This is a genomic window from Candidatus Paceibacterota bacterium (assembly GCA_035583355.1).
Taxonomy (GTDB): domain Bacteria; phylum Patescibacteriota; class Minisyncoccia; order Phycocordibacterales; family UBA6899; genus JAJZQJ01.
This window is the reverse complement of sequence record DATEZQ010000001.1, coordinates 140931-155305: the sequence shown is the minus strand read 5'-3', so window position 1 is coordinate 155305 and position 14375 is coordinate 140931. Positions and strand designations below refer to the sequence as shown.

At 46.1% G+C, this 14375-nt stretch carries 9 protein-coding genes and 1 tRNA gene; 1 reads left to right on the top strand and 9 read right to left on the bottom strand.

Annotated elements, in window-relative coordinates; all coding sequences use genetic code 11:
* Nucleotides 1–81: 81 nt before the first annotated feature.
* Together alr and VJ579_00800 are read right to left on the bottom strand one after the other, a co-directional pair.
* Nucleotides 82–1242 (bottom strand): alanine racemase, encoded by a 1161-nt coding sequence (gene alr / locus VJ579_00805; GenBank protein HXK37592.1) that lies wholly within the window; start codon nucleotides 1240–1242, stop codon nucleotides 82–84.
* 309 nt (nucleotides 1243–1551) lie between these two features.
* Nucleotides 1552–1634: transfer RNA gene (locus VJ579_00800), tRNA-Tyr, on the bottom strand.
* Between the two features lie 111 nt (nucleotides 1635–1745).
* On the opposite strand from VJ579_00800, the gene VJ579_00795 reads away from it, so the two are divergent.
* A complete protein-coding gene (locus tag VJ579_00795) occupies nucleotides 1746–2585 on the top strand; it encodes a hypothetical protein (protein HXK37591.1) in 840 nt (279 codons plus the stop codon).
* 31 nt (nucleotides 2586–2616) lie between these two features.
* Here the strand turns inward: VJ579_00795 and VJ579_00790 are convergent, their stop codons facing one another.
* The 7 genes from VJ579_00790 to VJ579_00760 form a co-directional block, all read right to left on the bottom strand.
* Nucleotides 2617–5160, bottom strand: coding sequence for an AAA family ATPase (locus VJ579_00790; protein ID HXK37590.1), 2544 nt, complete (start codon nucleotides 5158–5160; stop codon nucleotides 2617–2619).
* The gene (locus VJ579_00785) at nucleotides 5157–5549 is read right to left on the bottom strand and encodes a hypothetical protein (protein HXK37589.1); all 393 of its coding nucleotides are present in this window, start codon (nucleotides 5547–5549) and stop codon (nucleotides 5157–5159) included. The genes VJ579_00790 and VJ579_00785 overlap by 4 nt, the downstream gene beginning before the upstream one ends.
* Nucleotides 5550–6009: 460 nt before the next feature.
* Nucleotides 6010–6861, bottom strand: a complete 852-nt coding sequence (locus VJ579_00780) for a hypothetical protein (GenBank protein HXK37588.1) — start codon at nucleotides 6859–6861, stop codon at nucleotides 6010–6012.
* A gap of 311 nt (nucleotides 6862–7172) precedes the next feature.
* Nucleotides 7173–7733 (bottom strand): hypothetical protein, encoded by a 561-nt coding sequence (locus VJ579_00775; GenBank protein HXK37587.1) that lies wholly within the window; start codon nucleotides 7731–7733, stop codon nucleotides 7173–7175.
* 54 nt (nucleotides 7734–7787) lie between these two features.
* Nucleotides 7788–8072: a hypothetical protein gene (locus tag VJ579_00770; GenBank protein HXK37586.1), complete on the bottom strand. Its 285-nt coding sequence runs from the start codon at nucleotides 8070–8072 to the stop codon at nucleotides 7788–7790.
* Between the two features lie 81 nt (nucleotides 8073–8153).
* Nucleotides 8154–9173 (bottom strand): tRNA-dihydrouridine synthase, encoded by a 1020-nt coding sequence (locus tag VJ579_00765; protein ID HXK37585.1) that lies wholly within the window; start codon nucleotides 9171–9173, stop codon nucleotides 8154–8156.
* A gap of 51 nt (nucleotides 9174–9224) precedes the next feature.
* Nucleotides 9225–14129, bottom strand: coding sequence for a hypothetical protein (locus tag VJ579_00760; GenBank protein HXK37584.1), 4905 nt, complete (start codon nucleotides 14127–14129; stop codon nucleotides 9225–9227).
* Between the last annotated feature and the right edge of the window lie 246 nt (nucleotides 14130–14375).

Genomic DNA, 14375 nt, shown 5'->3' with positions numbered 1-14375 from the left:
CTGTGGACATGAGCAATGCCTTTGCAAATTTTCTGCATCTTCACATAAAAGAAAAGCCCCACACATTGTGGGGCTCAGAAACTAAACAACTACACGTTCGATGAGTGGATTAAGGCGTGTCAAAATTTCGTACGCAGTGGTCCCGGATAACCTTCCGAGCTCCTCTGCAGAAAGAAATGATTCACCGTCCTTTCCAATAAGTGTTACCCTCGTACCCATCTGAACATCTTCGATATCAGTGACATCCACCGTAATCATGTCCATGGACACACGACCCAAGATGCGCGCAAATTGACCGTTGATGAGCACATGCCCATTATTTGAAAAAGCACGTCCTATGCCATGCCAGTAACCGACAGGAATAACTGCGAGTGTACTGTTCCTTTTGAGGACATATGTGCCATCATATCCGACCTTCATGCCCGCGGGCACGGACTTGGTCTCTGACACAATCGACCTCCAGGAAAGCACTGGACGAAGTGTCATTTTGCGCTTGAAGTGCTTTGCTATCCCCGTGCTTGGGAAGTACCCATAACAGCCCATTCCTATACGCACCATATCGAAGTGCGCTGACGGATACAGCAGTGTGCCTGCTGATGCTGCGCAATGTACGATGGGCACATGAATGTCGTGGAGTCTGAATATCTCCACCCAATGCCGGAACTCTTTGAGCTGCTGCACCGTATCACCACTAACACCAGGCGCTTTCGCTGATGCAAGGTGTGAATAAAGTCCTTCGAGAATGAATTTTTTATTATGAATGCCTTCGCGCACTAGATCTAACACTTCCCTGTGCTCGAAGTCATAGATAACGCCCTGGCGACACATGCCCGTGTCAACTTTCAAATGAATGCGCAAAGGCTCAAACTGCCAGCTTCGCGAAAAATCAGTTGCAAGTAGTGCGCGAAGTTGTTCGACACTTGAAATAGTAATCGAAACACCTGCGGCACGCGCGAGGGAGTAATTCTCGGGAAGCGTATATCCGAGGACAAGGATAGGCTGTTGCACCCCCTCCCTGCAGAGAGGAATTGCTTCCGTGATGGAGTCGACTCCAAGGCAATCAGCACCAGCAGCAAGCACAAGCTTACTAAAGTCGTGAATATTATGCCCGTAGGCGTTTGACTTCACGACCGCCATGATCTTTGTGGGATGTTTTACAAGAGAACGAAACTTAGTGATGTTGTAAAGGATTGCACCTTTGTCGATTTCGATCCAAGTACGGAGAGAGGCTTTCGGGGACATGGGGGCTCCGGAAAGAAGATTCTAGGCAAATACTACAGGAGTAAGGAGGAGATGCAAGGAGGGGCTTGCGCCGGGTAGGATTCGCCCCTCTGTCACCTCCGTATTTTCGTTCGCTCCGCTCCGAAACTACGGGGTGCAGGTAGGGCCAGGACTCGCCGACCGCGCGCCCGGCTGGATTTATCACGGCTCGTAGAGCCGGATAAAATCTGCAGCCGGGGCGGCGGTAGCCCCGGCTCCGTCCTTCGAATCCTACCGACGCTACAAAAGGTAAAAGAAAAAAGGGCTCATAGCCCTTTTTCTTACCTTTTGTGCGCCGGGTAGGATTCGAACCTACGTAGCCCGAAGACGACAGATTTACAGTCTGTTGCGATTGACCGCTCCGCCACCGACGCATATTTTGTTCTCGTATCATATCGCATTTTAGTGATTTTGCAAGCAGGCGCTGCATGCTTGTCAGACGACATCCTCTGCGGTATAACACGAATAGAACTTTGGGAGGTCATATGAGCTGCGGAGTATTTCTCGCATCATGGTTTTCACTTGGATTTCTTGGAGGAGTCCTCGCACTCCTTGGTGCCTGGATCGGGCACAAAAGAGCAGATCGCCCGTATACGTGGGATCATCTCCAGCGTACACTTCTCTGGATGACAGTATTTGGTTACGCTGCATGCTTTGTGGGTGCTATTATTTTTCTTATAGCGCTCTTCTCCTCACGTGCACGCTACGAGCGAGAGATCAATCGACAGATTGAGGATGTGCTGCAGCAAGCGGCAAATGCAAAACTTCGCCTACGCAATCTTCGAAGAGTTTCTCGTATCGAAGTTAATGCGTCTCTGCACAAACTGATGTATGAGGAGATGGACCCTGAGGGGCCCATGCGGTCGGTCATCGCGTTTGCTCACGGGTTACGTATCACACGAGAACGTGCCGTGGCTGAGCGCAATGAGAACCTCAAGGAGGACAAAATCATTATGGGTCATACTCCTGAACTTGGAGACGTCTCCATTAGCCACAGAGATGGAGAAGAGTATGAGGATAGTGATCTTCAGCTTGGGAGAAAAGCTCGCGTTGGTCAGTTCAGAGTCTGGAAGTGCCGCAGTAATCTGATTGCCTTCCACCACTTCTGGGCTGCTGATGAATCGACGCGGCACCATAATGAGGAGCGTGCTCGCGCGCTGTATATCCAATTCAATAGTGAAACACTTGAACCAGAGTGTTTTGCAGGAACGAAAGAAGAACCCTGGTTTCGCTTCCTTGGCCGTACAGTCTACAAAGTTACCCTCGATGCGCTTTGGGGGAAAGCCGATCCAAATATCGGCCTCGTTGATTGTCGCATTCGTTAATCCAAAAGCGCCGAAAATTTCGGCGCTTTTCCTATGTCGTAAGCTCCACCTTTGTAAACTCAAGCGGAACGCCTGGTCCTGTCTTTCCTTGAAGTATTTTTTCTGCAACACGCTTTTCAACAATGTCTTGAATTGCGCGCTGCATTGGGCGTGCGCCAAATACCGGATCAACTCCTTTTTCCATGATGACGTCAATAAGCGCATCATTAATAACAAGAACGATTCCCTGACCACGCAAACGCGATGCAAGCTTTTCAAGCATAAGAGTGGCAATCTTTCGGTAACCAGTCTCCTCAATCGGCGTAAAGAGTACACTTGCATCGAAACGATTGAGTAACTCGGGACGAAGGGCGCCTTCAGAAATTATCCCCTGCAATACCTCGTGGGAAAATGCATTATCAAATTTTGCACCCTGCTTTGTGCGCTCAAATATCTGCGTCGCACCAGCATTACTCGTTGCGATAATGATTGCATTACGACAGTTCACTATTTGCCCCTGTGCATCATGGAATATACCCTCATCAAGCACCTGCAAGAATAAATCGTGTACCGCACTGTCCGCCTTCTCGAATTCATCAAGAAGCAACACGCCATAGGGATGCTCGCGCATTACTGGTGCTAGTGCGCCCTGCCCTCCACCGATCGTACCAATAAGCCGTGCAAGGGCACTTCCATCAGCAAATTCACTCATATCAAAACGAAGCATCTTCTCCTCTCCACCAAAGAATACTCGAGCAAGAGTTTTAGCGACCTCAGTCTTTCCAACACCTGTTGGTCCGAAAAAGAAGAACGAAGCAACGGGACGCTTTTCATTACGTACACCCGAACGACTCCTTCGAAGCGCATCACCGATTGAGCGAATTGCAACATCCTGACCGATTACACTCGCATGAAGCAGGCTTTCAATATTCATCAAGCGCTCTTGTTCTTTCTTGTCGGCCTTTCCAATCGGAATTTTCGAAGCTTGGGACACATATTCATCAATGTGCACTGGAAGAACATAAACAACTTTATTTTGTGCGAGGTATGCAGGTATACCCTCAAGAATCTCTTCAGCACGATCGACAAGTAATCCGTGTACGAGGGTACGCTCGGCATCGCGTATAACCTCACGTAATGCTGGTACGGTAAAGAATAGATTGTGTGTGCTTTCAATGCGATTTGCAATTGACTCTAGTGCAAGGAGTTGGACGTCATTCTCTGGCTCAGTAATATGGATATCGTGAAGGTACTCTGAGAGTAATGCCTGCGGAGCAAGCACTTCGTGGTACTGTGCAGTATCACTGATGGCGATTATCTGTAAGATATTATTTGAAAGGTACGGACGAATCGTCCCAGCAACATCTGCGCCGAGTTGGCGCGCACGAATATAGAGTGCGGGAAGATCACTGATAACGAATATTACATTCCCTGCATTTGCGGCGTCAGCAAGAATATCACCGAGCTCTCGTTCGAACTCACCAGCATCATCCATATCTTTGCAAAAATACTGTACATCAAACAGAAAGCAGTGTTTTTTGGCAATGAAAGGATGCTTAAAGTGATATACGATATCTCGCGTAAACTGTCTGACCACCTCTTCTGCTACATGCGGAGCTGGCGCGATAAGCAATGCATTTGCTCCCTTGTCACGCGAAAGTGATTGTTCGAGTCGTAGCACGTCAGGGCCACCATATGCCTGACCAAGCTCCGCAGGAGGTCCAATAATCTCCGAGGCGTACTGTTTCAGTTTAAAACCTTGCCCATAAGCAAGATCCCCCGCAAGCGCAGGAATACGCGAGAGCGCAGCTTTCCCCCACGAGCGCTCTTTCAAGCGAAAGAATGCATCACTTGCTTCCACCCACTCTGCAGCAGCAATAACATCTTCAATCGCAATTGTCTGAGCATCAAACCAAGCATGAAGACTTTTGTCATTCACAACATAGCGCACAAGTGCAGAAAATGAGAATATCGAAAGAACTGCAGAATCCTCGCGATAGTCGACAATCACTGAGCGCGTATCTCTATATGAGGCAAAAAGCTCAAGAGAAATACCTGATCGAAGCAAGACTTCCCGACCAAGAGCGCTAGAAAATACACCATACACAAGATCACCAAGCGGTGAACGGGCAAAAATCGCCTGAACATCATAGCTCCTTTGCGCAACTCCTCCTCGTTCTGCAGATACGAAACCAGAATAATAGCTTGATCGTGCAAATGCATTGAGCATTTTTATGACCATATAAAGAGACAACGACAAGAGGAGGACACCATTCCACTGTCCCAAACTTGAAGAGAGGTGAAGTTGCACCGCATCATAACCTGGAAACAACGATATATTTACCACCCCGCTACGCGCCAAATCAACCCCCGGAAGACGTCCTATGAACGAAAGAAATACACCCAGCGGCCCCACAAAAATGGTCGAAAAGGCCGCACTTGTTGTATTAATGGCAATCGTCGCACAAAGAAGAATAAAAGCGGCGCCACCGAATACTTTAGCAAGCCAATAGCGCACCTTCTGGCCTAAAAAAATATCGAGGAATACCACGGGTCGAGCAGACAAGGAAGCTAATTTCAATTGATCCTTAATCATAAAAAGAGCAAGCTAATGGCTTGAATAAGAATTGAAATGAGCGCAAGCGGAAGCATAGTCCAAGATACAAATACTACAACAAAGACACCAACGACAACAAACGATACGATCAACGACAGGAGAAGAATCAACACACGTACGAAAAAACCAAATAAGCGCATTGTGACATTGATGAGCATGTCCCCAAGGAAATCAAATGGGTGCTGAAAGAACTTTGCGGTGTGCGAAGACATACGCCTCCAGGGAACAAACAATGTGCGTAACAAGGTACTCACAGAGAAAAGATGTGCCACTCCCCAGAGGTAGTTCTTTGCAATAAAAAACATATCTCTATAAGCAGCTCCATAATGCCAGCGCAGGTAGTTCCACAATAATGAGAACGCGTTCATATTGAAATATTATAACACATGTGACTCAGAAATTTTCTAGCATGAGAGAACCAAAAACAACGAAGCGAGCCATATAGACTCGTTTCGTTGACACACATACACACACCAAATTGTATTTCAAACATTCACGGACAGAAGACCACAGTAAACGCGCAAACTGTACGTCTTACTCACGTGATAGTTATATTATTGCATTATAGCGAAAACAAGCAAACGTAGTTATGCACATATTGTATACTATCCAGTGTATTAGTATATGGCCCTATTCCTCTCTTTTCTGAGATATTTATGTACTTTACAAAAAGTTATCCACAGCCAAATTATTTTATGCATTAATAAAACGCAGATTTGAGATGAAGTTGCCCTCGCTGGAGATGTGTCGACCGACGGAGACGTAGGTGTTCTACGGCGACGAGGCGACACGTCGAAGCGTGAGGGCAAATTCGCTCAAATATGCGTTTTATCTATAGAAGACTTTGTTGCCAAAGCGTACGTCTATCACCTTCAGCTGACTCTTATCCCCTGTCGCAACAATGCCCAACTCTGCGAGACCCAAGAAAAAATTATGTAATGATTCTTTTGGGTCATGCTTTATATTTAAAGCAAGATTCCATGGGTAACCAACATCGAGCAAGACATCGCCGCTTTGCATGCGTACGATACGTCGTAGTGCGAAATTTGCAGCCCTAAGTTGTTCGATAGCATGAGTAAGATGTGTAAATTCGTCATCACTGAATATGAATGTTCCAATTGGAGCCTTAGTGCCAAGTGAAGCATTACGAGAAGTGTCACTTTCGGTGATTGTAAGAAGTGGAGAGCCACTATACTGCGGAGCCCGTGCAAATAAGTATCCTCTATCATCTGCCCAATAGCAGTCATGTGTATCAATGGCAACATCATCGGGACGCGGGAGCTCAAGGAGGCCCTCAGTAAGCTGCTCGTCACCCTCAAAAAATACACCTGAGGACGTACTCGTCGTCGTTGCCCAACTCAAATGAGACTGCTCTGAAGACGTAGAGGTAGTCGATGCAACATCTGAGCCATCAAGTAACTGTGTCGGTACAGTAAGTACTCCTGATTCTCCCCTTGTAAGCCTCGGCAAACAATATCGAAATGTTGGTACATACTCACTAAGCGTAACAAACACTTGTGTGCGAGAAGTGACTACAGCAACAGACGCAATACGCTGATCTGCTTCTTCGATACGTGTCTGCACCACACGCCCTGGATAAAGCAACGCATTATTTCTTCGCCAGATCCAAAATAGTCGCCCCTCCATCGGCTCACGAACTAAACGTTCAATATTTGCCACTTCTACAGCGTGATTCCCTCTTATGACAATATTATGAAACTGCAGTTCAGTCCTTTCCGATAACCAATGAGTGAGCGTAAATGCAGTGAATAGAACAACGTATATTTGTGCGCACACAAAAAAGATATCCTCGGCTGACCGAGTCGTGACTTTGTACGGACGATGACGATATTCGGTGTGTGGCCGGTACATGGCGTGTATTATATCATGAAGATAGGCCACAAAAAAGAAACAGCGATGGCACAGCATGAGCCCTCCAAAAAGAAAAACACTCCCAATGGGAGTGTTTTTCTTGTTCGCAATGAAGTAAATTACTTCTTCTTGCCCGCTGCCTTCTTTGCAACTTTCTTTGCAGGCTTCTTTGCAGCTACTTTCTTAACAGCCTTCTTGACTGTCTTCTTTGCGACTGCAACATTCTTTGCAACTGCCTTCTTTACTACAGGAGCCGCCTTCTTTGCAGCTGCCTTTACCACCTTCGTTACTTTCTTCACGTCCTTTGAGACACGAGCAGCAACCTTTGCCTTATCCTCACGAGCGAGACGGCGAGCCTCCTTTGCGAGGTGCTCCCAACCACTCTTGAGCTCCGCAGCTGCTTTCTCAACATCCTCAGTGCTTACATCCTTAAGTGTCTTGTATGCCTTCATTGACTCATCAACGACAGTACGGAGTGCCTGCTCGTCGATCTTCTTGAGCTTCTTGGCATTCTTGATGACATCCTTCTGCATGTCCTTAGCCCACTTTGCTGCCTTCCTGCGATGCTTCTCAGCATTCTTGTCGCCGAGGAAATAATATGATGCAGCACCTGCAGCTGCGAGTCCGGTCACTGCTGCGGCGATGCCTACTGCGAGACCTGCTTTGTTATTTTTTGCCATATAAGATTATTTTAGAACTTCTGTAAATATTTTCACAAAAATCCCGCTGGTTAATTATTCGCTCTTCTTTCGTGAACGCTTTGGTGGTTGCGAAAGTGCTCCTGAGAAAAATTGTATGACGTGCTTGAATCGCACACCTTCTTCTCGTACCTGCGCACGCACCTCATCTAGATCACCTCGAAGCTCGTCTGCCCCTTCCGCAACAGTGCGTGAGAGCTGCTCGATGTACTTCAATACACGGATGACATAGTACAGAACGACTGCTCCAATAATACCCCAAAGTAACACGACAAATGTCGTGACGACGAAAAAGATATCCATTTTAAGAAAGTCGTTCATAGCGCTACACGTTTGTGTATGAGACTATTATACACCACTATTTAGCGACTAAAAAAATCATCTGTGGATATACAGATGATTTTACACGAGATCCTTCGGAGTTTTATCCATCAGCTCAGGATGTTCCTGTGCGAATTGTGCGACCAGTGTTTTTATCTCATCGAGACTGTTTGCATCCATCAATGCGACACGTAATTCCTTTGCATGATCGAAGCCATTCACATAAGCCTTATAATGCTTCTTCATAACCGCAAAGCTCTTAATGTCACCAGAAAGCTCAAGGAATAGAGCCGTATGCTCGACCATAACAGCAAAACGTTCACGAAAAGTCACCTCGTCGATAGAGCGTTCTCGATTGAAGAACCATGGATTCCCAAAGACACCTCGGCCCACCATGACTCCCGCAGCACCACTTGCAGTCGCCTTTTCCACACCATCCTCCATCGAAGTCACATCACCATTACCTATGATGACAACTCCTGTTCCTTTTGCCATCTCGACAACCTCGGCAACATGCTCCCATCGCGCAGGAACGAGTGACATCTCTTTGCGCGTACGCGCATGGATCGTAAGTGCAGCAGGCTTCATGGCAAGTATGGCAGGGATCCACGTCTCAAGCTCTACTTTGTTATATCCTACGCGAGTCTTTACAGATACAGGAATACCTCCCTCCTCGCCCATCCTCGCTCCACGCATTGCAGCAGCGATGACCTCTTGCGCAAGTTTCGGACTTTTCATCATTGCAGCTCCAGAATTCTGCTTTTCAATATTCTTATCTGGACAACCCATATTCAAATCGACACCATCAAAGCCAAGTTCGCGCACAAGTGCAGCAGTCTTTTCGATATTCTCGGGTTTACTACCAAAGATCTGCGCAACAATAGGTCGTTCAGCTTCGGTATAAGCAAGATCACGAATTAGTCGGTCGCGACCTGGACTCATGAGGCCATCTGCAGAAACAAATTCAGTCCACGTAACGTCAGGCTTGCCATATTTAGCGAACATACGACGAAAAGCCGGATCAGTGACATCCGCCATAGGTGCAAGCGCAAAGAAAGGCCGAGGAAGGTTACTCCAAAAATTCTTCATTAGTCCGTGCATAATGACACATATTTTGTAAAAAAACAATATCCCTATGGGATATTGTTTTTATCATCTCATTTTGTTTATATACTGACGTGTAACTCTACCGAAGCCCCCCACATTTTTTGAGGAAACGGGCTTTCCGTAAAGCTCTTTTGCGTGAGCTAATTGAAACTTCTTCAGTGCCAGCAAAGTAGCATAGCCAAAATATGTTGTTTCCTTTCCTGGTGAGCCAGGGCCACTACTCATAACTGTTGCATTGTGTGTATTAAGGAAACGCTGCAGATTAAGTACATCCGGATGCTTCATGCCATAACTTAAATCTCTGCTAAAGAAGAAGGCATTCTGATTTACTGAAGACTGAGGAGCTGCTACGACTGCAGGCTTTGTAGTCGTTGCATTCTCCAGAACAGCAGACTGCTGCGCTTGTACTCCAAGCTTTCCCATATTTACTTTCACAACAATAGGATTTGAGCACTTTGCAGTAATTGTACAGTACATCACGTATAATGTTTCTGTAGTTTTATCTGTCCAAAGAAGTGTGTTTGTCGTGAGCATTACAATACGAGAATCAAAGCCAATATCACGACCAATTATCGTAATCAAACTTTCTTTGTTGTAGATAAAGCGCAATATTGTGCCGTCTGGGCTTTCGCTTGTACTCACCCCTTGTGTAAGTTGCGCTGGTACTACTGCAGGAGGGAGCGAGCCTCCACCACTACTACTGCTACTACTTCCGCCACCTCCACCTCCACCTCCACCGCTTGGAATAACCGTGTAGTTTGCGGTAATAGTTTTATTTCCGTCCATCGTTACTACGATAGGGTTTGACGACGAAGTAGCTGCGCCTGTCCAGCCAGAGAAACTGTAACCACTCGTCGGTGTTGCGGTGAGCGAGACTGCAGTACCCGATGCGTATGTAGTCTGATCTGGAGATTTTGTGACCACGCCTCCTGAGCTCACAAGACTCAGCGTATAGGTTGTAACTGGCGCAACGTTTACAGTCACTGTATACACCTGCGTCGAAGTATCCGCCGCAGTCACTGTATAATTTTCTGCAACACCATCAGTGAACACATGAGCTACTCCCGATACTGGAGAGACAGTGGAACCCTGAAGCGTTGTAACTACAACAGGTGCATTTTGTTGTGTAGTTAAATTGTCGCCAATTTGCCCATAGAGACCACTTCCCCATGACCAGATAGAACCATCAGACTTCAATACATAACCTCCGAATGTGCCGCCATGCATACCAAGAGAGATGACTCCAGAAAGCCCAGAGACACTTACCGGCACGTTGCTTTGTGTTGTTGAGTTATCTCCAAGCTGTCCATTTGTATTGTCTCCCCATGCAGATACCGTTCCGTCAGCGTGCAACGCATAGGCAGAGTGCCTACCCGCTGCAATAGCTCGAATATTTGAAAGTCCACTTACCTGTACAGGAACAGTCGATGTGGCAGTAGAATTGTTTCCAAGCTGACCAAAGGCATTACCTCCCCACGCCCATACAGAACCATCTGATTTCAGTGCGTATGCAGAATATCGGCCCGCAGCTACAGCCACTACACCGCTAAGTCCACTTACTTGAACTGGAATACTACTATTTACTGTTGAGTTATTTCCGAGTTCACCATCCGCGTTATATCCCCATGACCACACTGTACCATCGGTGCGAATAGCATAACCGGAATAATATCCTCCAGTTGTCGTTGCTACATTTGTAAGACTTGAAACTTGTACTGGAATCGAAGAAGTAGCGGTTGAGTTATCGCCAAGCTGCCCTGCTCCATTAGCACCCCAGGCCCAGAGCGTTCCATCAGAGCGTCGCGCGTATGCTGCACCATAGCCTCCCGACACAGCAGTAATATTCGTCAACACACTAACTGCAGTTGGTGTATTTCGCTGCGATATAGAACCATCGCCAATCTGCCCAAAGTCATTCCTCCCCCAAGCCCAAACAGTGCCGTCAGACTTAAGTGCATACGACGTATAATATCCACCAGACAAAGCAGATACACCAGTAAGCGATGCGAGCATAGTAGGAAGACTACTATTAGTTGTAGTTCCATTTCCAAGCTGCCCGTATCCATTGTAACCCCACGACCAAACGGATCCATCCGTTTTTAATGCATAGGCTGAATATGATCCTGAGGTTAACTGGGACACTCCATATACACTTATTGTTGGTTTTAGTGCGGAAAGTGGTGTGCCATAAGGAACAGTAAGCGAAATCGATTTTGCTCCTTCATTTACACTGCCAGTCACCACTGGATTCAGCTCATTCAAATCAAATGAGAAGATACGCTTATCGGGATTGGACGAAACATTTACGGTGACTGCGTATATTTGAGTTGAAGCATCAGATGCGGTCACGGTGTAATCTACCGGCACGCCACTAGTGAACGTTTGCGCGGCTCCGGATGCAGGACTCACCGACGCACCAGTGATTGTTATCGATGGAATGAGCCCGACAAGGCTTGTACCGTATGGCACACTGACCGTGATTGTCTTTGCACCTTCATTGATTACACCTGTTGCGGATGGATTGGTGATTGAGAAAGCAGTAATCGCCTTCTGGGACCCGGCTCCTACAATTGCCTTTGCGGCACTAAACCGCTCAACCCCAGAGAGAAGACTTCCGGTACCAGCGGCAGACTTAGGAGTGACACCAAGGATAATCGACTGCCCATTGTCTGATGCTGATGTCGTATAGGTTGCGCTCGTTGCACCTGCGATTGGGACTCTTGCGCTCTTCGTTCCATCACTTGAGCGATACCACTGGTATGTTGTGCCTGACTGTGTATTCCCTTCGGTATGCGCATAAGTAAATGTCCCCGTTTGTTGATCGCCAACCAAGCTTCCTCCGGAAACAGAGAGGCTACTTGCCTGTGGCATACCCTGATTGATGGTTCGATAATACATTCTCCCAGAATATGGAGGCAATGAATCACTTGAAACAAGATCTCCGCTCGGAGTGTAGTAGCGGTATCCACCAGGAAAACTCACTGAGGATGTAGCCTTCGTGATATTCGTTGCTATCCATACCATTTCTGAGGTGCTTGCGAGGCCTGTCTGATTAAGAAAGAAACTTCCTGTATCCTCGTGAATACCAACCGTTCCTGTCGCCTTATACTGCTCGAACGTCAGATTTGTAAGCGAAGGATAGGTGTACACCATGCCACCCCTCCAGGAATTCGTTGGCCTGAGTAATGTGTTGTAATCAAACACATCTCCTGCCGCAGCATCGAGCTGCGCATCGTAGAGAAAGAATATTTGATTATTATCTATGGCGTTCACCATAGTATTACCAGTTATTTGATTGTTCGTAGAGTACTGAGACTCACCGGGAATGTCGTTGATATAAAAGGCCCGCGAAGACGCCGAGATTGTCGGCACCATAACGCCAACATTGTTCGTCCACGTAGAATACTTTGTCGGATTAGAAAAATACTGATCCCTGAATCCGTAGGCAAAATTATTATCCCAGTTTGTCGCCCTTAAATATCCATCCTTATAGAAACCTTCAACGAGCCAACCGTAAGAATTTCCCTGGTAACCCGTCAGCCACTTTGTAGTACTAAAATTGCTAATTCGCGCTACATTATTCCTGAATGTGATCTTGTTGATATTTGATGCTGTTGCATCAATATGACCATAAGTATAATAGGCACCACAATCAGTGAGCACGATACATGGATTTTCGACGGAGTTATGTTGCACGAGCACTTGGTTTGTCGGGAGCTCAAGCCAAAACCCTGAGTACCCGATATTTTGCAGATTGTTATACTCAAACAATCCTCCAATTGGAAACGCAGCGATTGCGGTATACCACATCGAATCAGAACCAAAATCACCAATATATGGCATTCTTCCTATTTCCGTACCAATATCAGTAAAACTATTATTTGTGAGGGTGAGATTCGTTACATAGTACTGATAGACCGCGATACTTCCGATAGACATGAACGTATTTCCATCAATCAGTGGATTAGAGGTAGTTTTATTATTTTCGAATATACCTGTATTACAATGATCAAAAGTATTATTTGTGATTACTTTATTATTTCCACCATCACCCCAAATACAAAACTGGTTTGCATACGACAATCGTATATCATTGAATGAAATATATGGTGCAGCGCCAAAATTCACGAGCTTATTTATCGTGCTTATTTGAATAGAGCCAAGGGAACTTGGATCCACTGATGAATAGATATAAATTGAATTGCCTGAGTGAATCCATTCATTTTGGACCGCATTTTGCTGTAGCACCTTCAAGGAATGTTGGAAAAAATACCCTCCAACGGAATCTCCAGTTGTTCCAAGTCCATAACTATTGCTTGGAGTAAACGAGACCACTCCTGTTGCACTCGTATATGCACTCACTGTTCGTATGTCCCAAGTAAATGACGTAGAGCGCATCAATACCTCCGCTCCGACATAATCTCCATCAGTTCCTCCGAGTGTTGGGTCAGTGAAACTACCCGTTGTACCAGTTGTAGCATAGCGAACCGCGGACTGAGCCACCTGCTGATTTGTTCCATTAAGTAATAAATAACGAACAGTGGTAGTTGAAGGATATGCGGAGAGATCGTACCTCCATATGTTTCCACCTTCATTCACCCATCCCGCTGAAAGTGTCGTGAGGCCGGTAATGTGTGGTAGTGCACCTGAGCCGTAGCTACTATAAGTGATTGGGCTACCAGAACTACCATTTCCGCTTACCGTCAGTTGTTCATTCCAAGTGTCTCCCTTGTTAAATAACACGGTGTCACCTGCTTGAAGCGATGCGGCATTGACCTTGCCGATTGTTTTCCAGGCACAAGTACCCGAAGCGGCTATTGTTGCTGCGGTGCCAGTACAGGAATCATTTCCTGCATTAGCAACGTAATATGTTGCAGCATGCGCTGATGTAAACGGCAGAAGCCAACCAAAAAAAATAATAAAACAGAATGCGCGCGTTATGTTATTCATAAATTATATTTACGTGTTGTTACACAGATAAATATCGAGGACACCGTTCGGAACCATCACCAAGATATTAACCATATTGTACAGGTGATATTTGGGTGCACAAGGAGTTGTTAGTATCTCGATGTGAATAACAATTGCAAGTAATTTACCTGATTAAAATATGTAAAGTAATAGTGTATCTTACACAACTATTCCCCGCTTTGCTTTCCTCTGCTTTTTTGATAATATTTATAACTGTTTACGATA